At 68.1% G+C, this 25364-nt stretch carries 15 protein-coding genes; 3 read left to right on the top strand and 12 right to left on the bottom strand.

The genetic code is table 11. The annotated features are described in order from the left end of the window. Window positions 1-26 precede the first annotated feature (26 nt). From dnaJ to argA, 12 genes are all read right to left on the bottom strand, one after another. A complete protein-coding gene (dnaJ, locus tag ACG04R_RS22210) occupies window positions 27-1178 on the bottom strand; it encodes a molecular chaperone DnaJ (RefSeq protein ID WP_394415808.1) in 1152 nt (383 codons plus the stop codon). Window positions 1179-1247: 69 nt separating this feature from the next. After that, window positions 1248-3251 carry a molecular chaperone DnaK gene (gene dnaK, locus ACG04R_RS22205; RefSeq protein ID WP_394415817.1) on the bottom strand — a complete coding sequence of 668 codons (2004 nt, stop codon included), beginning with the start codon at window positions 3249-3251 and terminating at the stop codon, window positions 1248-1250. 34 nt (window positions 3252-3285) lie between these two features. Beyond that, the gene (gene grpE, locus ACG04R_RS22200) at window positions 3286-3810 is read right to left on the bottom strand and encodes a nucleotide exchange factor GrpE (protein WP_394415807.1); all 525 of its coding nucleotides are present in this window, start codon (window positions 3808-3810) and stop codon (window positions 3286-3288) included. A gap of 81 nt (window positions 3811-3891) precedes the next feature. Then, on the bottom strand, window positions 3892-4293 hold the full coding sequence (locus ACG04R_RS22195; protein WP_394415816.1) for an RNA-binding S4 domain-containing protein: 402 nt from the start codon (window positions 4291-4293) through the stop codon (window positions 3892-3894). Between the two features lie 17 nt (window positions 4294-4310). Next, on the bottom strand, window positions 4311-5405 hold the full coding sequence (gene hemH, locus ACG04R_RS22190) for a ferrochelatase (protein WP_394415806.1): 1095 nt from the start codon (window positions 5403-5405) through the stop codon (window positions 4311-4313). A gap of 237 nt (window positions 5406-5642) precedes the next feature. Further along, a complete protein-coding gene (locus ACG04R_RS22185; protein WP_394415805.1) occupies window positions 5643-6611 on the bottom strand; it encodes an adenylate/guanylate cyclase domain-containing protein in 969 nt (322 codons plus the stop codon). Window positions 6612-6804: 193 nt separating this feature from the next. After that, window positions 6805-9024, bottom strand: coding sequence for an RNA polymerase sigma factor RpoD (gene rpoD / locus ACG04R_RS22180; protein ID WP_394415804.1), 2220 nt, complete (start codon window positions 9022-9024; stop codon window positions 6805-6807). A 352-nt stretch (window positions 9025-9376) separates the two neighbouring features. Then, on the bottom strand, window positions 9377-11281 hold the full coding sequence (gene dnaG, locus ACG04R_RS22175) for a DNA primase (protein WP_394415803.1): 1905 nt from the start codon (window positions 11279-11281) through the stop codon (window positions 9377-9379). 9 nt (window positions 11282-11290) lie between these two features. Then, window positions 11291-14449: a putative bifunctional diguanylate cyclase/phosphodiesterase gene (locus ACG04R_RS22170; protein WP_394415802.1), complete on the bottom strand. Its 3159-nt coding sequence runs from the start codon at window positions 14447-14449 to the stop codon at window positions 11291-11293. A gap of 264 nt (window positions 14450-14713) precedes the next feature. Continuing rightward, the gene (locus ACG04R_RS22165; RefSeq protein ID WP_394415801.1) at window positions 14714-15010 is read right to left on the bottom strand and encodes an H-NS histone family protein; all 297 of its coding nucleotides are present in this window, start codon (window positions 15008-15010) and stop codon (window positions 14714-14716) included. A gap of 323 nt (window positions 15011-15333) precedes the next feature. Next, complete coding sequence (locus tag ACG04R_RS22160; RefSeq protein WP_394415800.1) at window positions 15334-15612, bottom strand: oxidative damage protection protein; 279 nt, start codon at window positions 15610-15612, stop codon at window positions 15334-15336. Between the two features lie 78 nt (window positions 15613-15690). Then, window positions 15691-17034 carry an amino-acid N-acetyltransferase gene (gene argA, locus ACG04R_RS22155; protein WP_394415799.1) on the bottom strand — a complete coding sequence of 448 codons (1344 nt, stop codon included), beginning with the start codon at window positions 17032-17034 and terminating at the stop codon, window positions 15691-15693. Window positions 17035-17080: 46 nt separating this feature from the next. Between argA and hrpA the strand changes: the two genes are divergently transcribed. The 3 genes from hrpA to ACG04R_RS22140 all read left to right on the top strand — a co-directional run bounded on the left by hrpA (window position 17081) and on the right by ACG04R_RS22140 (window position 25360). Next, window positions 17081-20929 carry an ATP-dependent RNA helicase HrpA gene (gene hrpA / locus ACG04R_RS22150; RefSeq protein ID WP_394415798.1) on the top strand — a complete coding sequence of 1283 codons (3849 nt, stop codon included), beginning with the start codon at window positions 17081-17083 and terminating at the stop codon, window positions 20927-20929. Between the two features lie 288 nt (window positions 20930-21217). After that, entirely contained in the window at window positions 21218-22954 is a 1737-nt protein-coding gene (locus ACG04R_RS22145) for an HDOD domain-containing protein (protein WP_394415797.1), read from the top strand. A 12-nt stretch (window positions 22955-22966) separates the two neighbouring features. Continuing rightward, complete coding sequence (locus tag ACG04R_RS22140) at window positions 22967-25360, top strand: protein kinase domain-containing protein (protein WP_394415796.1); 2394 nt, start codon at window positions 22967-22969, stop codon at window positions 25358-25360. Window positions 25361-25364: the final 4 nt, after the last annotated feature.

Here is a 25364-nt window from a genome sequence, read left to right as displayed (position 1 = left end):
CTCGAATGGCTTTAGAGGACGCCGGCCTACTTGAACAGGTCCTTGACCCGGTCCGTCCAGCTCTTGGCGTTGGGCGAGTGCTTCTCGCCGCCCTTCTTCAGCGACTCGTCCAGCTCCTTGAGCAGCTTCTTCTGGTGCTCGGTGAGCTTGACCGGCGTCTCCACGGCGATGTGGCAGTACAGGTCGCCGGGATAGCTGGAGCGCACGCCCTTGATGCCCTTGCCGCGCAGGCGGAAGGTCTTGCCGTGCTGCGTGCCCTCGGGCAGCTCGATCTCGGCCTTGCCGCCCAGTGTCGGCACCTCGATCGTGCCGCCCAGTGCGGCCGTGACGAGGGAGATCGGCATCGTGCAATGCAGGTCGTCGCCGTCGCGCTCGAAGATGTCGTGCTGCTTGATGCGGATCTCGATGTAGAGATCGCCGCTCGGGCCGCCGTTCACGCCGGGCTCGCCATTACCCGCCGAGCGGATGCGCATGCCCTCGTTGATGCCGGCCGGGATCTTGACCTCCAGCGTCTTCTGCTTCTTGACCTTGCCCTGGCCGTTGCAGGTGGTGCAGGGGTCCGGAATGATCTTGCCGCTGCCGTGGCAGTGCGGGCAGGTCTGCTGGATGCTGAAGAAGCCCTGGCGCATGTGCACTGTGCCCGAGCCGCCGCAGGAGCCGCAGGTCTTGGCCGACGTGCCGGGCTTGGCGCCCGTGCCGCCGCAGGTCTCGCAGCCTTCCCAGCTCGGGATGCGGATCTGCGTTTCCTTGCCGCGCGCGGCTTCTTCCAGCGTGATCTCCATCGCGTAGCTGAGGTCGCTGCCGCGGTAGACCTGCTGGCCGCCGCCACCACGGCGCCCGCCGCCCTGGCCGCCGAAGATGTCGCCGAAGATGTCGCCGAAGGCCTCGGCAAAACCACCGAAGCCCTCCGCGCCCGGACCGCCGCGGCCGGCACCCATGTTGGGGTCGACACCGGCATGGCCGTACTGGTCATAGGCCGCGCGCTTCTGCGCGTCGGACAGCATCTCGTAGGCCTCCTTGGCCTCCTTGAACTGTTCCTCGGCCTTCTTCGCCCCGTCGCCCTGGTTGCGGTCGGGGTGGTACTTCATGGCCAGCTTGCGGTAGGCCTTCTTGATCTCGTCTTCGGTCGCGTTCTTGGCGAGACCGAGGACTTCGTAGTAATCGCGCTTGGAAGCCATTGCTCTTCTCTGTAAGGGCAAAGGCCCGGCGGCGCCTTCGCAGCGCGGCCGGGCCGGGTCAACGAGGGCTTACTTGCCGTCCTTGACTTCCTTGAACTCGGCGTCCACGACGTTGTCGTCGGCCGGGCGCTTGGCTTCGCCTTGCGGCGCAGCCTGCGGCTGCTCGGCAGCGCCGGCGCCGGCCGCACCCGCGGCGGCTTGCGCTGCCTGCTGGTCGGCGTAGATCTTCTCGCCCAGCTTCTGGCTGGCCGTCATCAGCGTCTCGGTCTTGGCCTCGATGGCGGCCTGGTCGTCACCCTTGATGGCTTCTTCCAGGTCCTTGGCGGCGGCTTCGATGGCGTCCTTCTCGGCCGCTTCCAGCTTGTCGCCATGTTCGGCCACGGACTTGCGCACGCTGTGCACCAGACCGTCGGCCTGGTTGCGGGCCTGCACCAGCTCGACCTTCTTCTTGTCTTCGGCGGCGTTGGCTTCGGCGTCCTTCACCATCTTCTCGATCTCGGCCTCGCTCAGGCCCGAGTTCGCCTTGATGGTGATCTTGTTTTCCTTGCCGGTGCCCTTGTCCTTGGCGCCGACGTGCAGGATGCCGTTGGCGTCGATGTCGAACGAGACCTCGATCTGCGGCACGCCGCGCGGTGCCGGCGGGATGCCTTCGAGGTTGAACTCGCCCAGCGACTTGTTGGCCTGGGCCAGCTCGCGCTCGCCCTGGTAGACCTTGATGGTCACGGCCGGCTGGTTGTCGTCGGCGGTCGAGAAGGTCTGGCTGAACTTGGTCGGGATGGTCGTGTTCTTCTTGATCATCTTCGTCATCACGCCGCCCAGGGTCTCGATGCCCAGGCTCAGCGGGGTGACGTCCAGCAGCAGCACGTCCTTGCGCTCACCGCCCAGGACCTGGCCCTGGATGGCGGCACCGACGGCCACGGCCTCGTCGGGGTTGACGTCCTTGCGCGGCTCCTTGCCGAAGAACTCCTTGACCTTGTCCTGCACCTTGGGCATGCGGGTCATGCCGCCGACCAGGATGATGTCGTCGATGTCGCCGACCGACACGCCGGCATCCTTGATGGCGGTGCGGCAGGGGGCGATCGTGCGTTCGATCAGTTCATCGACCAGCGACTCCAGCTTGGCGCGGGTCAGCTTGACGTTCAGGTGCTTCGGGCCGGTCGCGTCTGCCGTGATGTAGGGCAGGTTGACGTCGGTCTGCGACGAGTTGGACAGCTCGATCTTGGCCTTCTCGGCGGCTTCCTTCAGGCGCTGCAGGGCCAGCACGTCCTTGGTCAGGTCGACGCCTTGTTCCTTCTTGAACTCGGTGACGATGTAATCAATGATGCGCTGGTCGAAGTCTTCGCCGCCCAGGAAGGTGTCGCCGTTGGTCGACAGCACTTCGAACTGCTTCTCGCCGTCCACGTCGGCGATCTCGATGATGGACACGTCGAACGTGCCGCCACCCAGGTCATACACGGCGATCTTGCGGTCGCCCTTGCCGTGCTTGTCCAGGCCGAAGGCCAGGGCCGCGGCGGTGGGCTCGTTGATGATGCGCTTGACGTCGAGACCCGCGATCCGGCCCGCGTCCTTCGTCGCCTGGCGCTGCGCGTCGTTGAAGTACGCCGGCACCGTGATGACGGCCTCGGTCACTTCCTCGCCGAGGTAGTCCTCGGCGGTCTTCTTCATCTTGCGCAGCACTTCGGCACTGACCTGCGGGGGCGCGAACTTCTTGCCGCGCACTTCCACCCAGGCGTCGCCGTTGTCGGCGGCGGCGATGGTGTAGGGCATCAGGTCGATGTCCTTCTGCACTTCCTTCTCGGAGAACTTGCGGCCGATCAGGCGCTTGACGGCGTACAGCGTGTTCTTCGGGTTGGTCACCGACTGGCGCTTGGCCGAGGCGCCGACGAGGATCTCGCCGTCTTCCTGGTAGGCAATGATGGACGGCGTCGTGCGAGCGCCTTCGGCGTTCTCGATCACGCGCGTCGTGTTGCCTTCCATGACCGCCACGCACGAGTTGGTGGTGCCGAGGTCAATGCCGATGATCTTTCCCATGGGGTGCTCCTGAGGATTTGTTGATGTCTTCGATTTGTGGATAACTCCGCCGCCTTCAAGGGCGACGGGTTGTGAATTACTTCGGCGCGGCGACGGTCACGAGGGCCGGGCGCAGCACGCGGTCGGCGATCAGGAAGCCCTTCTGCAGCACGGTGACCACCGTGTTGGCGTCCTGGGTCGGTGCCGGCACCATGGAGATGGCCTGGTGCTGGTGGGGATCGAACTTGACGCCCTGGCCCGGGTTGATCTCGACGACCTTGTTGCGCTCCAGTGCGCTGGACAGCTGGCGGCGCGTGGCGTGCACGCCCTCCAGCACCGTGTCGACGCTGGCGTTGGGCGTCGCGATGGCGCCTTCCAGGCTGTCCATCACCGGCAGCATCGCCTCGGCGAAGGCCTCGACGGCGAACTTGCGGGCCTTGGCGATGTCTTCATCGGCGCGGCGGCGCACGTTCTCGACCTCGGCCTTGGCGCGCAGGTAGGCGTCGCTCATTTCGGCGAGGCGGCCTTCCAGCTCGGCGATCTTGATCTCGGGGTTCAGTTCAGCAGCCGTGGGCTCGGGGGCGCCGGCGGCGTCTTCGGGCAGGGGGGTGTCGGTCGTCATGGCAGAAAAGGAAGCAATCGTGGCGACATGGGGCGCGATGCCCTGAGTTCAAGAGGGGGGATTCGAATCAGATGATCCGGGTCAACCCGGATCATCCTCGTCCAGCGAGGCGGACCAGCGGTCCCAGTCCGCCAGCCGTCGGCGGTCCTGCTTGGTCGGGCGGCCCTGCTCGATGGTGGCCGCCGGCTCCGGCGCCAGCCGCCGGGCTTCGGCGGCGGCCTCGCGGGCGGTGATGCTGGCCGGGGTCTCGGCGTACAGCGCCTGCGCCTGCGGCGCCGGTCCACGCTGGTTGGACAGGCCGAGGACCGACACCTCGCGGGTCAGCTGGCCGGTGCGGATGTTGAGCACATCGCCGACCTTCACGTCCCGTGCCGGCTTGACCGGCTGGCCGCCCACGCGCACGCGGCCCAGGTTGATCTCGTCGACGGCCAGGGCCCGGGTCTTGTAGAAGCGCGCCGCCCAGAGCCACTTGTCCAGCCGCATGCTGGCGGGGGCGTCGGTCACTCTTTGGCTCCGGCCGCCAGCGCGCGCTGGCGCTGCAGGGCGAGCGTGTCGGGGTGGGGCACCTCGGTCGGCCAGCCCTGCAGGTGCCGTTCGGCCAGCTTGGCCAGGGCACGCATGCCGGCCGGGTGGTCGTTCAGGCAGGGGATATAGGCAAAGCGCTGGCCGCCGGCAGCGAGGAAGGCGGTGCGGGCCTCCTGGGCTATCTCCTCCAGCGTCTCCAGGCAGTCCGCCGAGAAGCCGGGGCAGATGACGTCGACCGACTTCAGGCCGCCCTTGGCCAGCTTGACGAGGCTGGGCTCCGTGTACGGCTCCAGCCACTTGGCCTTGCCGAAGCGGCTCTGGAAGGTGACCAGCCACTCGGCGTCCTTCAGCCCCAGCGCCTCGGCCAGCAGCCGGCCGGTCTTCAGGCATTCGCAGTGATAGGGGTCGCCCAGGTGCAGCGTGCGTTCGGGCATGCCGTGGAAGCTCATCACCAGCTTCTCGCCCCGGCCCTCGCGCTGCCAATGCTCCCGCACCGTCTGGGCCAGCGCGCCGATGTAGGCCGGGTCGTCGTGATACCGGTTGACGAAGCGCAGCTCCGGTACGTGGCGCGTCTGCAGCGCCCAGCGGGCGACGTCGTCGATGACGCTGGCCGTGGTGGCGCCCGAATACTGCGGGTAGGCCGGCAGCACCAGCACGCGGCGCACGCCCTCACGCTTGAGGGCATCCAGCGTCGCGGCGATGGACGGCTGGCCGTAGCGCATGGCAAATGCCACACGCACGCGCAAGCCGCGTTCGCCGAGCTGGCCTTGCAGCAGCTTGGCCTGCTTGTCGGTCCAGACCTTGAGCGGCGAGCCCTCTGGCGTCCAGACGGTGGCGTACTTGGCTGCTGACTTGGCCGGTCGCACGCGCAGGATGATGCCGTGCAGGATGGCCAGCCAGATCAGCCGAGGGATCTCGACGACGCGCGGGTCGGCAAGGAACTGCGCCAGGTAGCGGCGCAGCGCCGGTGTGGTCGGTGCGTCCGGCGTACCGAGGTTGCAGAGCAGGACGGCCGTGTCGATGACGGGACCGACGCCGTGGCGATGCGGCGGTTCAGGGAGAAATGGCATGTCAGTGACTGTGCGTGGGATTTGCGGGCCGAGCGCCGGGCCGCTCCCAAGCCGGCCCGTTCTGGCGATGTGCTCGCGGCTCAATGCCGCGAACATCGCCGTCCCCTCGGGGGCTGAGGCCGGACACAACGCGCCCAGTGGGCGCGTTGTGCCTGCCGAAGCGCTGCGGCCACTGGCCGCAGCGCGGTCCCGACCGGGCGCGCCCGCGTTCAGCGAGGCGGGACTGGGCGAGGGGCTTCACCTTCTTGAGCGTGGGCCGCCAAAGGCCTGCGGCTCGGTATCGGCGAAATGAAGCACTTCGAAGCGCACGGTGGGCGATTGCTCATCGCCGGGCAGGCCGCCCAGGCCGATGACGCCGCTGCCGTGCAGCGTGCAGCTGCCGCGCTTGAGGCTCAGCAACTCGCCCGAGTCGCCGAAACGCACGTAGGTGCCGTTGTAGGAGAGGTCGGTCAGCTCGAAGCTGCTGCCCTGCCAGTCGATGCGGGCGTGCGAGCGCGACACGCGCGCATCGGTGATGCAGTAGGTGGCCTGCACGCTGCGACCCAGCACGATGGGCATGGCGCCGATGTCGAAGACGCGGTCCAGGTCGTGCCAGATCAACCGCATGCCGTCGGGATCGACGGAGCGCATCGGCTCGCCGAACTGTGTGGCCGCGGCATCGGCGTTGACCGATGGCGCCGCGTCCATGCGGTAGACGTGCACGGGCTCGATGCGGCCGCGTACCGAGATGCGGTCCAGGCTGCGGAAGCGCCCCTTGGAGGCGTGGTGAAGGCCGGCCAGCACTTCGTCGGTGATCAGGATCTCGCCGTCGCCAGCATGGTCGATCAGGCGTGCCGCGACGTTGACCGCGTCACCGAAGCAGTCGCCGTTGAGCTCCACCACCTCGCCGCGCGCCAGCGCCACCTGCAGGCGCAGCGCCAGCATGGCCGGGTTGTTGAGGCGCCGTGCGCGTTGTACGGTGCGCTCCAGCATTTCCTGCATGCGCTGGGCGGCGCGAACGCCGTCGCGCGGCGTCTCGAACGCGGCCATCAGGCCGTCGCCCAGCGTCTTGATCAGGTGGCCGCCGCTCTCCAGCACGGCCTCGCTGACCTGGCTGACCGTCTGCGTGACGAGCCCGCTGGCCTCGGCATTGCCGAGGGATTCGTACAGCCCGGTGCTGCCACGCAGGTCGGCGAAGAGGACGGTGCGCTCGCGGATCGCGGTCATGTCAGAAGTTTAGGGCGTGAAAAGAGCCGGTCTGGCCGGCTCTTTCGCCAAAAAGGCCGGGCGGGGCCGGCCTTGTCGGTTTGCGCGGGGCGCAACTTGTGCCATGCCTCGCTGAGCGAGTCATGGCGCAAACTCCGTGCAGGCTGCTGCGCAGCCCGCACCGCCTGTCGGCGGCCACGTTCCCGGCCAACCTTTACAGGTTGTCCAGGTACGTGCGGAGTTTGTCGCTGCGGCTCGGGTGCTTGAGCTTGCGGATCGCCTTGGCCTCGATCTGGCGGATGCGCTCACGGGTCACGTCGAACTGCTTGCCGACTTCTTCCAGCGTGTGGTCGCTCTGCATCTCGATGCCGAAACGCATGCGCAGCACCTTGGCTTCGCGCGGCGTCAGCGAGTCGAGGATGTCCTTCACCACATCGCGCAGGCCGGCCTGCATGGCCGCCTCGATGGGCGCGGTGTTGTTGGTGTCCTCGATGAAGTCACCCAGGTGGCTGTCGTCGTCGTCGCCGATCGGCGTCTCCATGGAGATCGGCTCCTTGGCGATCTTCATGATCTTGCGGATCTTGTCTTCCGGGATCTCCATCTTCTCGGCCAGCGTCGGGGCGTCCGGCTCGTAGCCGAACTCCTGCAGATGCTGGCGCGAGATGCGGTTCATCTTGTTGATCGTCTCGATCATGTGAACCGGGATGCGGATGGTGCGGGCCTGGTCGGCAATGCTCCTCGTGATGGCCTGGCGGATCCACCACGTTGCATACGTCGAGAACTTGTAGCCGCGGCGGTACTCGAACTTGTCGACCGCCTTCATCAGGCCGATGTTGCCCTCCTGGATCAGGTCGAGGAACTGCAGGCCGCGGTTGGTGTACTTCTTGGCGATGGAGATCACGAGGCGCAGGTTGGCCTCGATCATTTCCTTCTTCGCGTCACGAGAGGCCTTCTCGCCCTCGTTCATCTTCTTGTTGATGTCCTTCAGGTCGTCCAGCGGCACGACGGCCTTGGCCTGGATGTCCGTCAGCTTCTGCTGCAGTTCCTGCACGGGCGGCAGGTTGCGCGCGAGGACGGCACTGTAGGGCTTGCCCAGCGCGACTTCCTTTTCGGCCCACTTCAGGTTCAGTGCATTGGGCGGGAAGGTCTTGATGAAGTGCTCTTGCGGCATGCCGCACTTGTCCACGACGATCTTGCGCAGTTCGCGCTCGTAGCGGCGCACGTCGTCGACCTGGCTGCGCAGGATGTCGCACAGCTTTTCGATGGTCTTGACCGTGAAACGGATGGTCATCAACTCGCTGCTGATGGCCTGCTGGGCCTTGTTGTACGAGACCGACTTGTAGCCTTCCTTCTCGAAAGCCTTGCGCATCTTGTCGAACGAGGCGGACATGGAGTCCAGTTTGACCAGCGCGGCGTTCTTCAGCTCTTCGAGCTTCTTGGTCAGGGCCTTGGAGCCGCCGTTGCCATCGTCGTCGTCTTCCTCGTCGAACTCGTCGAAGTCCTCCTCGGCCACGTAGTCGTCGGCCTCGTCTTCGGCGACGAAGCCATCGACGACGTCGGAGATCTGCATCTCGCCGGCGCGGATCTTGGTGGCGAACTCGAGGATGTGGGCGATGGTCGTCGGCGAGGCCGAGATCGCCAGCATCATGGCTTGCAGGCCACCTTCGATGCGCTTGGCGATCTCGATTTCGCCTTCACGCGTCAGCAGTTCGACCGTGCCCATCTCGCGCATGTACATGCGCACCGGGTCGGTCGTGCGGCCGAATTCGGAGTCCACCGTCGACAGCGCGGCTTCGGCGGCTTCTTCGGCTTCTTCCTCGGTCGACGTGGCCGTCGTGTTGCCCTGGATCAGCAGCGTGGCGGCGTCGGGCGCCTGCTCGTAGACCGCGATGCCCATGTCGTTGAGCATGGACACGATGGCTTCGAGGATTTCCTCGCTGACCAGCTTCTCGGGCAGATGGTCGTTGATTTCCTGGTGCGTCAGGAAACCACGCGTCTTGCCCATCTTGATGAGGGTCTTCAGCTCCGTGCGGCGCTTGAGGGCTTCCTCTTCGGTCAGCGCGGTCTCTTCCAGGCCGAACTCGCGCATCAGCGCGCGCTCCTTGGCGCGGCTGACCTTCATGCGCAGCGGCTTGGCCTTGGGCGTGTCTTCCGCAACGGCCGCCACTTCCTCGACGGCCTCGGGCTCTTCGCCTTCGATCTCGGCGTCGATGTCGGAGAAGTCTTCCTCGTCCTCGGCGTCCTTCTTGCCGGCCTTCTTGGACGTGGTCTCCGCCTTGGGCTTGCGGCCGCGCTTGGGCTTGTCTTCGTCAGACACAGCTGCCTTGGCCGTCTTGGCCGCCGGTTTGGCGGCGGCCGCCTTCACGGCGGGTTTCTTCTTGAGCTCCTCGGCGGGAGCGGGGCTGGCCTTGGTTGCGGTCTTCTTGGCGGTCATGCAGGTCCTTCGGCGGATGCGCGGGCGGTTCTGGGTTCGGATTCGGAAATGCAGCAGCCACCGCGGCCTGCCCGGGCGGGTCGTCAAGACCAGCGGGGCGGGTGGCGGTGGCTTTCGTCACCGGGTGTCAGCCGAAAACCGGCCGAGGGACCCTGGCGTGCCGCGAACAAGCTGGCGTGATCGTTTGGAGTGCAGAGCTGGCGGATATTTTGGCCATCAAAACTCTTGGATGAGTTGCCCAGTGTCGCTGGGTGGCCGGGTCCGGCATCTCTCTGCCGTCACTCTTGTTGACGCGCGCGGAAAACGACAGATTATCTGCGAAATTCATCGCCAGTTCAAAAATCGGCCTCGATCACCCCGGTGAAATGCCATGTCGGGCACGCAATTGCGCCATCAATTCCAGCGCCTGGCGACGGTCCTCGTCGGTGACGCGGCCCGCGGCCGGGGTGGCCTGGTTGCCCTGACGCGCCAGGCGCAGTGCGTCCACGGCGATGCCCAGGTCGCCGGCAGGGTTCTGCTCTTCGACGCCCAGTTCCTGTGCCGGCCGGGACAGCTTGGCCGCTGAGCTCTCCAGCCCGTCGGCGCGCAGCGCGGTTTCGATGACGGCCCACGGGCCGGCGCCGTGGTTCACGAGATACCGCTCCAGCCACTGGATCAGTTCGCCGTGCACGCCGGGCAGGTTGTGCAGCAATGAGCGATCCTCTTCGGCCAGCGTGTCCCAGAGCTCGCTGTGCAGCAGCAGCAGGCGTGTGGCGCTGTCGGCGTGGTTGGTCGGCGTCGCGCGCGGGCCGGCCGGGCGCTGCTCTTCGTCGCGGCGCTTGCCTTTCCATTCACCCTTGGGCTTCCATTCCCCTTTCGGCTTCCACTCGCCTTTGCCCTTGGACTTCCATTGGGGTTGTTCGTCGGGGCCGGGCGCCTGCTCCTGAGAGGAGGCGGTCTGAGCCGGCGCCGAATCACCCAGCCACAGCGACTGCAGCTCGGCCTCCGGCATCTGCCCCTGGCGGGCCAGTTCGCCCAGCAGCTGGCGGCGCAGCAGGCCGTCGGGCAGCAGTTTCCACAGCGGATGGGCCTGCTTGAGCATGCGGGCGCGGCCTTCGGGCGTGCCGAGGTCGCAGCCGTCCGCGGCGACGTTGGACAGCTGGCGCGACAGCGGCACGGCGCCTTCGACGCAGCGCTCGAAGGCCTCGGCGCCGAGGTCGCGGACGTAGGAGTCCGGGTCGTGCTCGGGTGGCAGGAACAGGAACTTGACGGTGCGCGTCTCGGTCGCGTGGGGTAGAGCGGCTTCCAGAGCGCGCACGGCGGCGCGGCGGCCGGCGGCATCGCCGTCGAAGCTGAAGACCACCGATTCGGTGAAGCGGAACAGCTTGTGTACATGCTCGGCCGTGCAGGCCGTGCCCAGCGTCGCGACGGCGTTGTCGAAGCCGTGCTGGGCCAGCGCAACGACGTCCATGTAGCCTTCGACGACCAGCGCGTAGCCGCGCTGGCGCAGCCCGGTGCGGGCCTCGAACAGGCCGTACAGCTCGCGCCCCTTGTGGAAGACCGGCGTCTCCGGCGAGTTCAGGTACTTCGGCTCGCCCTTGTCCAGCACGCGCCCGCCGAAGCCGATGACTTCGCCCTGCACGTTGCGGATGGGGAACATGACGCGGTCGCGGAAGCGGTCGTAGCGCTTCGCGTCCTGGCCGGGTTCGACGTCCGGCGTGATGACGAGGCCGGATTCCACCAGTTGCGGGTCGTCGTAGGCCGGAAAGCCGCTGGCCAGCGAGCGCCAGCCTTCCGGCGCGTAGCCCAGGCCGAAGCGGGCAGCGATCTGGCCGGTCAGGCCGCGGCCTTTCAGGTAGGCGACGGCACGCTCGGACTTGCGCAACTGGGCCTTGTAGTAGTCGGCCGCGCGGGCCAGCACGTCGGTGAGGCTTTGCTGCTTCTGCTTTTCGGCCTTGGCCTTCTCGCGCTGCTCGGGGCTGCGCTCGTCCTGCGGCACGACCATGCCGACCTGCTGGGCCAGGTCTTCCACGGCCTCGACGAAGGTGGCGGCGGTGTGCTCCATCAGGAAGCCGATGGCGTTGCCGTGCACGCCGCAGCCGAAGCAGTGGTAGGTCTGGCGGCTGGGGCTGACGATGAAGCTGGGCGACTTCTCGCCGTGGAAGGGGCACAGGCCCTTGTGGTTGATGCCGGCCTTCTTCAGGTCGACGTGGCGGCCCACCACCTCGACGATGTCGACGCGGGCTAGCAGATCGTGGATGAAGCCTTGGGGGATCACCCCGGGAGTTTAAAGACCGGCCTGGGTGGGCAGCTTCAATTGACCCGCCCAATTGCCGGCGGCAAAGCTGTCTATCCAGCCGGGCAGGCTTTGCGGCGGCATGGCGGCGGCGATGCCGTTGCCCTGGCCGAGACGGCAGCCCAGGCGCAGCAGCTCACGGGCGTGGGCGCGGCTTTCGATGCCCTTGGCCAGCACGGCGCAGCCGATGTTCCGGGCCAGACCGATGACGCTTTCCACCAGCGACAGGTCCTGCGCGTCACCCAGCATGCCCTGCACGTAGCTGCGGTGCAGCTTCAGCGTGTCGACGGACAGGCGCTTCAGCGACGACAGGTGCGAGTAGCCGGCGCCGAAGTCGTCCAGTGCGACACCCACGCCCAGGTGCATGCAGCGTTGGATGAGGGCTTGCGCACAGGCAGTCTCGGCCAGTGCGTCGGACTCCAGCACGTCCAGGTGCAGCAACTGGGCAATCTCGACCGGCTGGCGCTGCAGCAGCTCCTGCAGGCGTTGCGGGAAATCCGGGCGGCTCAGCTGGCGGGCGCCGACGTTGACGCTGACCGGCAGGCCGCGGCCGCCGTTCAGCCCCTCGGCCAGCCAGGTGGCGGCCTGCGCCAAGGCCTGCTCGATGACCCAGTCGCCCACCTGCAGGGCCAGCCCGGTCTTCTCAAGCTGCGGCAGGAAGTGCGCCGGCGTCAGCAGGCCGCGCTCCGGGTGCTGCCAGCGCAGCAGCGCCTCGACGCCCATGACCAGGCCGGTGCGCAGGTCGATCTGGGGCTGGTAATGCAGCAGCAGTTCGCCGCCGTCCAGCGCCTGCTGCAGGCGGGCCGTGGCGATGAGGCCGGCCTCGTCGCGCTGGTCCAGCATCGTGTCGTGGAACTGCACGCGGCCGCGGCCGGCGTGCTTGGCCCGGTAGAGGGCGTGTCCGGCGTGGCGAAGCAGCGTCTCTGGGTCGGCGTCGTCCAGCGGGTAGACGGTGGCCCCCATGCTGGCGCCGATCTCCAGCGCCAGGCCGTCGCCGATGCGGCTCTCACGGATGGCGACCGGCGTGAACAGCACCGCCAGCAGGCGGTCGACGGCGCGCTGGGCCTCCTCGGGCGTCTGCACGCGCAGCAGCACGGCGAATTCGTCGCCATGCAGGCGGGCGAGGTGGTCGGCCGTGTCGGGCCAGGCGCCGCGGGCGCCGCGCAGCGTGGCCTGCAACCGGCCGCTGAGCTGCAGCAGCACGGCGTCGGCGACCAGTTGGCCGTGCTCGGCGTTGACGCGGGCGAAGTCGTCCAGGTCGATGACGGCGATGACGAGCTTGAAGTTGTCGCGATTGGCGGCTGCCATGGACTGCTGCATCAGCCGCATGAACTCGTCGCGGTTGGGCAGGCCGGTGGCGACGTCGTAGCGCAGGCTGCGCCGCAGCAGCTCCTGCTGACGCAGGCTTTCGCCGAGGTCGGTCAGGCTCAGCAGTCGCCAGCGCGGGTTGGTGCCGGCCGGTTCGGGCACGGGGCTCAGCTTGGCGGCGAAGACGTGCCGGCCGCCGTCGTCCAGCTCGGCCTGCAACTGGCCGCTCCAGCTCTGGCCCTTGCTCAGCAGCGCCTGCAGCTCTGCCGGCTCCTGGCCGCTGCGCTGCAGGTTGGCGGTGCTGAGCGGCGCGGCGGGCCGGCCCACCAGTGACTCGCGAGAGGCATGGACGATGTCGCAGAAGGCCGGATTGACCTCGACGATGCGCCATTGCAGGTCGACGACGGCCAGGCCCTCTGTCGCCTGCTGGAACAACGTGGCGGACATCCGCTCGCGCTCCTCGGCGGTGTGGCGCCAGCTCATGTCGGCCAGCGTCAGGATGAGGTTGAGCGCCCGGCCCTGGCGGTCGCGCTGAGCCACGTGGGCCTGGAGTTCATGCCAGCGCCAGTCGCCGCCGTCGGCCGCCAGCCGCAGCGACAGGCCGAGACGGTCTTCGTCGGGCGTCGCGATGAGCTCGCGCAGCGCTACGCGCACGGCCTCGCGGTCGCGGGGGTGGGCTGCGCGCACCCAGTCCAGCGGCGCGCTGCCAGACTTGGCGGCGGGGTCGACCGGCGTTGTCAGTGCGATCCAGCGCGCCGAGGCGTGTCGGCGGCCCTCGGGCAGCCGCCACTCGGCCAACGCCAGCCCCTGGGCATCGAGCGCGCTGCGCCAGCTGTCGCGGTCGCGAATCTGGTGCTGGCTGAGCGCGATGACGGCCAGCGGCAGCGCGGCCAGCAAGGCGCCGGTCACCCACGCCAGCGGTGTCGCCGGGGCGCCCAGGGCCCACAACACCAGCAGCACGATGCCGACCCGGGCGTTGTGGCGCGGCGAGGCCTGCAGCGCGTGCAGGCTCAGCAGCAGGTGCGGCGTCAGCAACAGGGCGCCGTCGCCGGGCAGCCACGACGAGGCGGCCTGGGCGGCCACGGCGGCGGCGAAAACCCCATGGCCCGTCCAGCGCCCACTGCGCCGGGGCCGCTGCGCGCTGGCCTGCAACGCCGTGCCGATGCTCAGCAGCGCCAGCGACCAGGCGCCGGCCAGCATCAAAGCGCCGGCGAATGCCTGGCCGCGTGTCGCCCCGCAGGCCAGCAGCGTCAGCAGGCCGAACAGCCCGGCCAGCAGTGGCGCCGCCAGTCCGGCCAGCAGGGCGAAGCTGGCCATTTCCTGGCGGGCGGCCAGCTTGCCGGTCAAGCCCAGCCGGCGCAGCAGCCTGCGGTTCAGCACCGCTGCCAGCAATGGCAAGGCCAGCGTGCTGAGTACGGGGGCAGAGCCGAGCAGGGCCATCGGCGTGGTGCCTGGTTCCAGCAGCAATGGCAGGCCGCAGCCGACCAGCAACCCCGCCATGACCAGCGGCAGTACCCAGGCGCCCAGCCGCCACAGCGTTCCGAGGCCGAGTGCGGCGATCAGCATGGGGATGAAGAACTCGGCCGCCGGAACGGCCGAGGCCGGTTGGGGCAGGCGCAGCAGTGGCGGCAGCGTCGAGGCCGCCAGCGCCCAGGCGACGGCGAGGCCGCCGGCCAGACCGATCAGCGCGGCGTAGCCAACGCGGCGCAGGCGCCGTGCGCCGCGGCGGTCATGGATGCGGCGCGGTCCTGCTGGTAGCGTGGTCGACGGCGGCAGTCCCGGCAGCGTGGAGCCGGGACTGCGGGTTTCGAGCGTGTCGCTGATGCTGGAGTGCAAGTCCATGGCTCAGGACGGCGCAGACCCGCTCGCCGCGGGGGCGCGGGCGTGTGGGGCTGTGCGTACGGCGGCGGGCATGGCGGAAATCTCTTCGCACGCCAGGGCCGTGGCGACTGGGTAAAACCCGTGTCCTAACGGTGCAGACGGCGTGACGAAAGGCATCGCCCGAGTTTAGTCGGCCGACCTGCCGCAAATGAAAAAGGCCACCGTGACGGTGGGCCTTGATTCAAGGGGGGCGCCGGCGACCGGACGGCCCTTATGGACAGGTTGTTAAACGGCGAAATCGGTCAGCTTGGCGCCGCCAGCAATCGCGGCCTTCAGCCATTTGGGCTGCAGGCCGCGACCGCTCCAAGTTTCTCCGGTGGCCTGGTTGCGATATTTCGCGGCGACCTTGGACACCTTGGCAGGCTTGGGCGTGCGCACGCTGAGATCGGCAATTGTCAGACCATATTCGCTCATCAGGGTTTTGACCTTGGCGATGGCCTCGCTGCGTTCGCGATCCTTGGTTTGGTTGATCTGTTCATCCAGCGCGGCGCGTTGGGCCAGGAGATCCTTCAGACTGGACATGCTGCTATTCCTCTTGCGATTTGAGCGTTGAGACTCGCGACGATGGGCGGCGCGGCCTCGGAGTCGTCGGCTTGTGCAGCCGCGAGTATCTCCGTGCCCGGATTAAATCGCGGGAAAGGGGATAAGCGCAAGAGTTTTCCGTTGGCCAGTTGCGACGAGTTTCAAAGGGCGGTGCATTAATTCGCCGATTTGCGCGATGAAGGATGCCGGCAAGATTGCCGCTGTCGAACAGCGCCGCATGAAACTGAAAGGGCCGGCGACTGCCGTGCCGGCCCCTGGGTATTCACCGAGGCTTCCACCCTGGTTTGAGCGCCAGGTAACGCTCAGGCGGCGGGCGGCACGTAGCCGGCCACGGTCTCTGCGCCCGTACCAAAGAAAAACTGGTCTGCCTGGCGCATCAGGTATTGACGGGCGCGCAGGTCGGCGAGGTTCAGGCGGTTTTCATTGACGAGCATGGTCTGGTGCTTCATCCAGGCCGCCCAGGCTTCCTTGCTGACGTTTTCCCAGACCTTCTTGCCGAGTTCGGTGTGGACGGGATAGGGCGGGAAGTCCAGCCCTTCGGCTTCCTTCTTCAGATAGGCGCATTGAACGGTGCGGGGCATGGCGGGACTCCTGAAACGCGAGATAGGAAATGGGCCGGCACTTTAGCGTGCGGCCCGTATTGATGGGCCTTTTGGGGCTTAGTTGAATCGTTTGACCAGCACCAGCGAGCGCCGGTCCCAGTTGTATTTGCGCTTGCGTTCTTCCGGCAGCCATTCGGGGTCGACCTGCTGGAAACCGCGTTTGATGAACCAGTGCATCGTGCGCGTCGTCAGCACGAAGATGCTATCCAGGCCCATGGCTTTCGCGCGCTGCTCGATTCTTTTCAGCAGGCGGTCGCCGTCGCCCTGGCCTTGTACTTCGGCCGATACCGTCAGCGCCGCCATTTCGGCCGTGCGGGCCTCGACATAAGGGTATAGCGCCGCGCAGCCGAAGATGACGCCGTCGTGCTCGATGACGGTGTAAAGCTCGGCGTCACGCTCGATCTCCGTGCGGCTGCGCTTGACCAGCGTGCCGTCGCGTTCGAAGGGCTCGATGAGCTTGATGATGCCGGCCACGTCGTCGGAACTGGCTTCGCGCAGGCTTTCCAGCTTCTCGTCGACGACCATGGTGCCGATGCCGTCGTGGGTGTAGACCTCCTGCAGCAGCGCACCGTCCACGGCGAACGGAATGATGTGCGAGCGCTCCACGCCGGCGCGGCAGGCCTCGGCGCAGTGGCGCAGGTAGAAGGCCACGTCGGTGGGCTCCGGCGCCGGGCCGGCGTTGGCGACCATGCGCTCGGCGTCGGCCAGCGCCAGCTCGGTGTCGATGGGGCTCTCGGGATCGTTGACGTCCTCCGGCACGCCCGGCACCTCGCAGACGAACAGCAGCTTATCGGCCTGCAGCGCGATGGCCGTGGCCGTGGCGACGTCTTCCATGCTCAGGTTGAACGCCTCGCCGGTGGGCGAGAAGCCGAACGGCGACAGCAGCACGATGGCGCCGATGTCGATGGCGCGCTGGATGGCGCCGCCGTCGACCTTGCGCACGAGGCCGGAATGCTGGAAATCCACGCCGTCGACAATCCCGACCGGTCGTGCGGTCAGGAAATTGCCGGAGACGACCCGCACGGTGGCGTTGGCCATGGGCGTGTTGGGCAGGCCCTGGCTGAAGGCGGCCTCGATCTCGAAGCGCAGTTGCCCGGCAGCCTCCTGCGCGCAGTCCAGTGCGACGGCATCGGTGATACGGCGGCCGTGGCTGTAGCGGGGCTGCTGACCCTTGGCGGCCAGCTGTTCGTTGACCTGCGGCCGGAAGCCGTGCACCAGGACGATCTTGATGCCCATGGCGTGGAGGATGGCCAGATCCTGCACGAAGGCATTCAGCTTGCCGGCAGCGACCAGTTCACCCGGCATGCCGACGACGAAGGTTTCGCCGCGGTAGGCGTGGATGTACGGCGCCACGGCACGGAACCAGGGCACGAAGGTGTGAGGAAAGACGAGGCCGGTCATGGGGCGGAATTGTGCGGCCTCGCAGGTGCGGGACAATCCTGTCGCAATGAATTCCGAACGACCCGAGAGCCGGTTGTCTCAACCGGCTCTTTCCATTTCCTTTCCCGAATCGCTGCCGGTTTCTTCTCGACGGGAAGAAATCATGCAGGCGCTGGCCGAGCACCAGGTCGTCATCGTCTGCGGCGAAACCGGCTCGGGCAAGACGACACAGCTGCCCAAGATCGCGCTGGCGATGGGGCGCGGTCGCGTCAATGGTGGTGGGCTGATCGGCCATACGCAGCCCCGGCGCATCGCCGCCAGCAGTGTCGCAAAGCGCATCGCCGAGGAGCTGAACACGCCGCTGGGCGAGGTCGTCGGCTACAAGGTCCGCTTCCAGGATCGGCTGTCCAAGGGCGCGTCGGTCAAGCTGATGACGGATGGCATCCTGCTAGCCGAGACGCAGAGCGACCCGCTGCTGCGCGCCTATGACACGCTGATCATCGACGAGGCCCACGAACGCAGCCTCAACATCGACTTCCTGCTGGGCTACCTGCGCGAGCTGCTGCCGCGTCGGCCAGACCTGAAGATCGTCGTCACGTCGGCCACCATCGACGCCGAGCGCTTCGCCAAGCACTTCGAGTCGAGCAAAGGCCCGGCGCCGGTACTGATGGTGTCGGGGCGCCTGTTCCCCGTCGAGCAGCGCTACCGCCCGTTCGAGGAAAGCCGCGAGTACGACCTCAACAACGCGATCTGTGACGCCGTGGACGAGTTGTGGCGCGAGGGCGGCGGCGACGTGCTGGTCTTCCTGCCCGGCGAGCGCGAGATCCGCGAGGCCGCCGAGGCGCTGCGCAAGCACCATCCACCGGGCGTGGACATCCTGCCGCTGTTCTCGCGGCTGTCCGAGGCTGACCAGAACAAGGTCTTCGAGCCGCACGGCGCGCGCCGCATCGTGCTGGCCACCAACGTGGCCGAGACCTCGCTGACGGTCCCGGGCATCCGCTACGTCATCGACCCTGGCTTGGCGCGGGTCAAACGCTACAGCTACCGCAACAAGGTCGAGCAGCTGCTGATCGAGAACATCAGCCAGGCGGCCGCCAACCAGCGCGCCGGCCGTTGCGGCCGCGTGTCCAATGGCATCTGCGTGCGGCTGTATTCCGAGAAGGAATTCAACGAGCGGCCCAAGTTCACCGACCCCGAAATCCTGCGCAGCAGCCTGGCCGGCGTCATCCTGCGCATGAAGTCGCTGCACCTGGGCGACGTGGAGCGCTTTCCCTTCCTGGAAGCGCCGCGGCCAAAGGCGATTGCCGACGGCTACCAGCTGCTCAACGAGCTGGGCGCGACCGACGACGCCAACGAGCTGACCCCGCTTGGCAAGGAACTCTCGCGCCTGCCGCTGGACCCGCGCGTGGGCCGCATGATCCTGGAGGCCCGAACGCGCGATGCGCTGACGGAGGTGCTGGTCATCGCCTCGGCGCTGTCCGGCCAGGACGTGCGAGACCGCCCGCAGGAGGCCGCCCAGGCCGCCGACGAGAAGCACAAGAAGTTCGACGACGAGAAGTCGGAGTTCATGGGCTACCTGAAGCTGTGGAAATGGCTGGGCGAAAGCCGCGGCGGGGAGGGCGAGCACAAGCTGTCGCACCGCAAGCACGAGGCGCTGCTGCGCGAGAACTTCGTCAGCCCGCGCCGCGTGCGCGAGTGGCGCGACGTGCATTCGCAGCTGCAGACGGTCGTGGCCGAACATGGCTGGCGCCTGAACCAGAGTGCGGCGACCTACGAGCAGATCCACCTGTCCATGCTGGCCGGCCTGCTGGGCAACATCGGCCAGAAGAGTGACGACGAGGACTGGTACCTCGGCGCGCGCGGCATCAAGTTCTACCGCCACCCGGGCGCCCATCTCAGCAAGAAGCCGGGCCGCTGGATCGTCGCGGCCGAGCTGGTGGACACATCGCGGCTGTACGGCCGCGGCCTGGCCAACATCGAGCCGCAGTGGCTGCCGCCCATCGCCGGCCACCTGATCAAGACCCAGCTGCTGGAGCCGCACTGGGAGAAAAAGGCCGCCGAGGTCGTGGCGCTGGAGCGAGCCACGCTTTACGGCATCGTGCTCTACAGCAACAAGCGCGTGAACTTCGGCCGCGTGGACCCGAAGGCGGCGCGCGAGATCTTCATCCGCGAGGGCCTGGTCAACGACGAGCTGCCGGAAGATCTGGTCCGCCAACTGCCCTTCATCGGCCACAACCGCCGGCAGATCAGCAAGGTCGAGGCGCTGGAGCACAAGTCGCGCCGCCAGGATGTGCTGGTGGACGACGAGCTGATCTACGCCTTCTACGACGACAAGCTGCCACCGAACGTGTTCAGCGGCGCCACGCTGCTGAAGTGGTGGCGTGAGGCAAGCCGCAGCAACGACAAGCTGCTGCAGCTCAGCCAGGACGAGCTGATGCGGCACGAGGCGTCAGGCGTCACCAGCGAGGCCTTCCCCAAGGTCATCCGCCTGGGCGGCGTGGACTGCGCTGCGACTTACCTGCACCAGCCCGGCGACGTGCGCGACGGCCTGACGGTGACCGTGCCCATCTTTGCGTTGAACCAGGTCAGCGAGGAACGCGCCGAATGGTTGGTGCCCGGCATGCTGGCGCAGAAGGTGACGGCGCTGCTGAAGAGCCTGCACCAGAAGCCACGCGCGCGGCTGACGCCGTTGCCGGACTTCGTCGCCGAGTTCATCGAGCTGAATCAGTTCGCCCAAGGCGGCCTGGTCGATGTGCTGCTGAAGGCGGTAAAAGAGCGTACCCAGCTCGCCGTGCAGCGCAACGACTTCAAGCTGGAGCAGTTGGCACCACACCTGTTCATGAACTTCCGTGTCGTCGACGAGCATGGCCGCCAGCTGGGCCAGGGTCGCCAGCTCGCCGCGCTGAAAGCGGAGCTGGGCGGCCAGGCGCGGTCGGCCTTCCAGGCGCTGGCGGCGCTGAAGCTGCCGGCGGCCGAGGCGCCCAAACCTGCCTCGGCGCCGGCGCCGGTGGCGGGGAAGGGCGTTCGGGCCGAAGTGGTCAAGAAGCCGGAGCCGGCCCGGGATTCCAGCCAGGCGTACACGGACTGGACCTTTGGCGAGCTGCCCGAGCTGCTGGAAGTGCGCAAGGGCGGCCAGACGCTGATCGGCTTCCCGGCGCTGATCGACAAGGGCGCGCACGTCGAGATCGAGGTGTTCGACGAGCCCGAGGTCGCGGCGGCCAGGCATCGCGCCGGCCTGCGCCGGCTGATCGCGCTGCAGCTGAAGGAGCCGTTGAAGTTCCTGGAGAAGAACATCCCCGACCTGCAGCGCATGTCGGTGCTGTTCATGGCACTGGGCACGGCCGAGGAGTTGCGAGACCAGATCATCGGCGTCGCGCTGGACCGAGCCTTCCTGGGCGACCCGCTGCCGACCGACCCGATCTCGTTCAAGAAGCGCATCGAAGAGGGCCGCAGCCGGCTGAACCTGATTGCGCAGGAAGTGGCGCGTGCCGTGCACGCCGTGCTGCAGGAGCTGGCCAACGCCAGCCGCAAGCTCAAGGACTCACGCCCGGCCAAGGACGTGGGTGACGACATCACGGCGCAGCTGCAGCGGCTCGTGCCCAAGCGCTTCGCGCTGGACACGCCGTGGGCCCAGCTGCAACACCTGCCGCGCTACCTGAAGGCCGTCACCGGCCGGCTCGACAAGGCGCGCGCCGACCCGGCCCGCGATGCCAAGCTGATGAGCGAGGTCAAACCGTTGGAGCAGCGCTACACCCGCCGCCTGGCCGAGCTGAAGGGCGTGCGCGACGCGCGGCTGGACGACTTCCGCTGGCAGCTGGAGGAATTGCGTGTCAGCCTGTTCGCCCAGGAGCTGCGCACGCCGCAGCCGGTCAGCGTGAAGCGGCTGGACAAGGTTTGGGGGCAGCTGACGGGCTGAGCCCGAACTTTGTGGCGCAGACTCACCTGCCGGAGGCGAGTCATGGCGTGAACACGAGGGCTGGGCCCGGCTGTCGAGCTGAAGGCCTGACCGTGAGCTGATGCACGGAAGCCGTCGATTGCAGGAAGACCGGGTGGAAATCCGTCGCATTTCGACGCTTCTTTCAGGTTTCAGCCAGCTCCCGTGGAGTCCAATGCATGGATAACAAGTGTTACTCCCCCGATCACATCTGTCGTGCCTGAAACCAGTCCTGCCGCCTCACCGCTGAGAAGCTTCGGCCGATTCGAGTTGCGCGCCCTGTTGTCCAAGAGCGCGCGCAGCCTGATCTGGCGTGTCTTCGACGGCCGCCACGGCCAGGAGCTGATGCTGTGCATGCCGCGTGACAAGCCCAACAGCGCCGCCGCGCTGGAGCACTGGCTGCGCATGGCCCAGGGCAGCGAACGTATCCAGCATCCCAACATCGCGCCGGTGTTCGAGATCGGTCAGGTCGAGAACTGGCCCTATGTCGCTTACGACCGGGCCTTGGGCGAGACGCTGGACGAGCGCCTCGCGCGCCAAGCGGCGCCGCTGCCCATCGACGCCGCCGGCTGGGTGGCCCAGCTGTTGGAAGGCCTGGCCTTCGCCCACGAGGCCGGTCACGCCCACCGCGACCTGCAGACGGCCAGTCTCATCATCGACGCCAGCGACAAGGTTCGCCTCGTCGGGCTGGAGGTGGCGCAGGAGGTGTTCCCCGCCACCGTCGACTTCAATGCCGTGACCCGCCGTGCCGTGCGGGAATCGGCCGAGGAAGACGTGTTGTGCGTCGGGCTGATCCTGAACCGCATCCTCAGCGGCAAGCCCGTGCTGGAGGAGAACGACCTGCAGCATGTCGTGCAGCAGATGCAGCCCATCGGTCGTGAGATGGTTCGTCTGGGCTGGGAGACGCCTCACCCCATCCCCGACCCGCTGCGTGCCATCTGCAACCGCGCCACCGACCGCCAGCTGCGCCAGCGCTACCACCTGGCGCGCAGCTTCTGGCGCGCGCTCGACGGCTGGCGCCAGGCCGCCGCCTACGACAACGGCGGCCCCGTCGTGCTGCTGCTGGACAAGCTGCAGCGTATCGGCCACCTGCCGACGACGACGACCGGCATCCACCGCTTCACCGCCGGCTCGGGCCTGGAGGCGCAGCACGCCAGTGCGTTGTCGGACATGGTGCTCAAGGACATGGCCCTCAGCCTGGAGTTGCTGCGCCGCGTCAACAACGCGCTTCGTCAGAGCGGCCACGCCGGCGAGACCATCCTGAACATGCAGCGCGCCATCCAGATGCTGGGCCTGGACGGCGTACAACTGGCCGCCAACGCGCTCAAGCCCTGGCCGGGACCGCTGCAGCCGGTGGCGGCCGAGATGCTGCGCCAGGTCATGGCACGCGTCACCAAGGCCGGCCAGGTCGCGCAGGCGCTGCGCCCGGCGGGGTATGACGAGGAGGTCGTCTACCTCATCACCGTCATGCAGAACCTCGGCCGCCTGCTGCTGCAGTACCACTTCCCGGACGACGCGCAGCAGATCCGCCAGCTGATGGTGCCGCCCGAGCCGACCGAGGATCAGCCTAACCCGTCGTCCCTGAGCGAGCAGGCCGCGGCCTATGCCGTGCTGGGTTGCGACCTGGACGCGCTGGGCATCGCCGTGGCCCGCCACTGGGGCCTGGGCGACGAGCTGCTGCAGATGATCCGTCGCCAGCCGCTGGACAGCCCCGTGCATCCGCCGCGCAGCGACGCCGACACGCTGCGCCTGACCTGCAGCCTGGCCAACGAACTGCTGGACGCGCTGGCCCTGCCCGAGGCCAAGCGCCGCCCCGGCGTGGAGGCCGCGACGCGCCGCTACGCCAAGCCGCTGGGTCTGGGCCTGCGCGAGGTCATGGAAGCGCTCAACCCCGGCGCACAGCGTTCCGGCCAGGCTGCGCCTGCGCCGTCCACGCCCGCTGCGTCACAGGCCGTTCCGTCGGGCTCGTCCCTGCGCAACCGCCTGGCGGGCCGTGGCAACGCCTGAATCCCTGGAGCCATGGCTGCTGACGACCTGCCTCCCCAGCTTGGCCGCTTCCGGCTGCTGAGCCGCCTGGGCGAGGGCGCCCAGGCGACCGTCTGGCTGGCCCACGATCCGCTGCTGGATCGCGAGGTTGCCGTCAAGATCCTGAAGACGCAGGGCGTGGACGCTGGCGAATCCGGCACTGTCGACGAGTGGCTGCATGAGGCCCGTGCCGTCAGCCGGCTGACCCACCCCAACATCGTGCCGGTCTTCGAGGCCGACACGCAGGGCGGGCGCTCCTACATGGTGTTCGAGTACGTCAGTGGCGGCACGCTGAGCCAGCGCTTGCGTGCCGGCCCCAGGCTGAAGGCGGCCGAGTCCGTCGCGCTGATGCTGGGTGTGCTGGACGGCCTCACCGCCGCGCACGCGGCCGGCCTGGTGCACCGCGACCTCAAGCCCAGCAACATCCTGCTGGATGCCCGTGGCCGTGCGCGCGTGATGGACTTCGGCATCGCCGCCCGCGTGTCCCCCGGCACGAATGCGCCGACCCGCATCGTCGGCACCCCCGGCTACATCTCGCCCGAGGCGGCGTCGGGCGCGCCACCGCATCCGCAGATGGACGTGTTCGCGGCGGCCGTCATGCTGGCCGAGATGCTGTCCGGCCAACGCCTCAACGCCGACCCCGACCCCTGGCGTGCCGTGCAGCGCGTTCAGACCACCGACCTCGTGCTGCCGTCGGGCCTGCCCAGCGACGTGGACGACGCGCTGCGCGCCATCGTGCAGCGCGGCCTGGCGCGTGATCCGGCCGCGCGCTGGCCCAGCGCCACGCAGATGCACGACGCGCTGGCCGCGTGGCTGCGCCCCGTGGCCGAGCCCGACGCCGAGGCGCAGGACGCGCCGGTGCTGGACTTCCTGCTGCGCCGCATGCGCCACAAGAGCGACTTTCCGGCGCTGTCGGAGGCGATGACGCGCATCCAGCGGCTGACGCAGTCCGAGCACGAGAGCCTGGCCAGCCTGTCCAACGAGATCCTGAAGGACGTGGCGCTGACGCAGAAGCTGCTGCGTCTGGTCAACACCGCGGCCTACCGGCACACCGGCGGCGGCGGCATCAGCACGGTGTCGCGCGCGGTTGCGCTGATCGGCTTCGCCGGCATCCGCAACCTGGCGCTCAGCCTCGTGCTGCTGGAGCGCATGGAGAACAAGGGTCATGCCCAGCGGCTGCGCGAGGATTTCCTGCGCTCGCTGATGGCCGCGTCGGTGGCGCGCGAGCTGTGCGTCAACGAGCGCGAGGCCGAGGAGGCCTTCCTCGGCGCGATGCTGCACCACCTGGGCCGCACGCTGACCGAGTTCTATTTCCCGGAAGAGGCCGAGACCGTGCGCCGCCTCGTGAGCCCGACAGACAGCGGCGTGGCCATCAGCGAGGCGGCCGCGTCGGCCCAGGTGCTGGGCATGAGCTACGAGGCGCTGGGCCTGGGCGTCGCGCGGCAGTGGGGCCTGCCCGAGAGCCTGCAGCGCGCCATGCGCCGCCCCGGCGGCGAGGCGCCACCCAAGCTCATCGAGGATGCCAACGAGCGCCAGCGCTGGCTGGCTCGCGTGTCCAACGACATGGCCGACCTCATCCTGCACACGCCGCCCGAGCAGGCGCATGCCAAGGTCAGAGCACTGGCGCAGCGGCATGCCCGCGCGCTGGGCGTGCAGGCCGATGTCTTCGAGAAGGCCGCCGACACCGCCCGCCAGCGGCTCACGCAGGCGACGGAGGCACTGGATCTGAGGCTGCCGAAGAGCTCGAAGGCCCAGCGCCTGCTGGCACCGCTGACGCCATCGGCGCAGGACTCGCTGGCCGAGCACCAGCTCGCGCCGACGATGGTCATGGAGCGCACCGAGGTACTCGGCGCCCGGCCCGATCCGGCCCAGGCCAGCGAATTGCTGGCCGCCGGCATCCAGGAGATCACCGACGCGATGGTCAACAGCTTCCAGCTGAACGCCGTGCTGCGCATGATCATGGAGACCATCTACCGCTCGCTGGGCCTGCGCCGCGTCATCTTCTGCCTGCGCGACGCGCGCGGCCAGACGCTGACCGGACGGCTGGGCGTGGGTGACGACGTCGAGCGCCTCGCGCCGCTGGTGCGTGTGGACCTCACGCAGCAGCCGCCGGACCTGCTCGCCGCCGTGTGCGTGAAAGGCGCCGACACGCTGATCCAGGACGCCCGTGCCGCCAACATCGCCGCGCGGCTGCCGGCGTGGTTCAAGGGCGAGCTGCAGGCGCAAAGCTTCCTGCTGCTGCCGCTGATGCTCAAGGGCGCGCCGCTCGGGCTCATCTACGCCGACCACGCCCAGGCCGGCGCCGTGCAGCTGGACGACAAGCAGCTCTCGCTGCTGCGCACGCTGCGCAACCAGGCGGTGATGGCGTTCCGACAGGCGGCTGGTTAGCCCC

Source organism: Pelomonas candidula, from assembly GCF_043555985.1.
GTDB lineage: Bacteria > Pseudomonadota > Gammaproteobacteria > Burkholderiales > Burkholderiaceae_C > Pelomonas > Pelomonas candidula.
This window is presented reverse-complemented; position numbering and strand designations above follow the sequence as displayed.

Bases quoted from the DNA above. Each gene is read 5' to 3' on its own strand.
- dnaJ (WP_394415808.1), bottom strand. From the start codon at position 1,178: ATGGCTTCCAAGCGCGATTACTACGAAGTCCTCGGTCTCGCCAAGAAC.
- grpE (WP_394415807.1), bottom strand. From the start codon at position 3,810: ATGACGACCGACACCCCCCTGCCCGAAGACGCCGCCGGCGCCCCCGAG.
- ACG04R_RS22195 (WP_394415816.1), bottom strand. From the start codon at position 4,293: ATGCGGCTGGACAAGTGGCTCTGGGCGGCGCGCTTCTACAAGACCCGG.
- hemH (WP_394415806.1), bottom strand. From the start codon at position 5,405: ATGCCATTTCTCCCTGAACCGCCGCATCGCCACGGCGTCGGTCCCGTC.
- ACG04R_RS22185 (WP_394415805.1), bottom strand. From the start codon at position 6,611: ATGACCGCGATCCGCGAGCGCACCGTCCTCTTCGCCGACCTGCGTGGC.
- rpoD (WP_394415804.1), bottom strand. From the start codon at position 9,024: ATGACCGCCAAGAAGACCGCAACCAAGGCCAGCCCCGCTCCCGCCGAG.
- ACG04R_RS22170 (WP_394415802.1), bottom strand. From the start codon at position 14,449: ATGGACTTGCACTCCAGCATCAGCGACACGCTCGAAACCCGCAGTCCC.
- ACG04R_RS22165 (WP_394415801.1), bottom strand. From the start codon at position 15,010: ATGTCCAGTCTGAAGGATCTCCTGGCCCAACGCGCCGCGCTGGATGAA.
- ACG04R_RS22160 (WP_394415800.1), bottom strand. From the start codon at position 15,612: ATGCCCCGCACCGTTCAATGCGCCTATCTGAAGAAGGAAGCCGAAGGG.
- argA (WP_394415799.1), bottom strand. From the start codon at position 17,034: ATGACCGGCCTCGTCTTTCCTCACACCTTCGTGCCCTGGTTCCGTGCC.
- hrpA (WP_394415798.1), top strand. From the start codon at position 17,081: ATGAATTCCGAACGACCCGAGAGCCGGTTGTCTCAACCGGCTCTTTCC.
- ACG04R_RS22140 (WP_394415796.1), top strand. From the start codon at position 22,967: ATGGCTGCTGACGACCTGCCTCCCCAGCTTGGCCGCTTCCGGCTGCTG.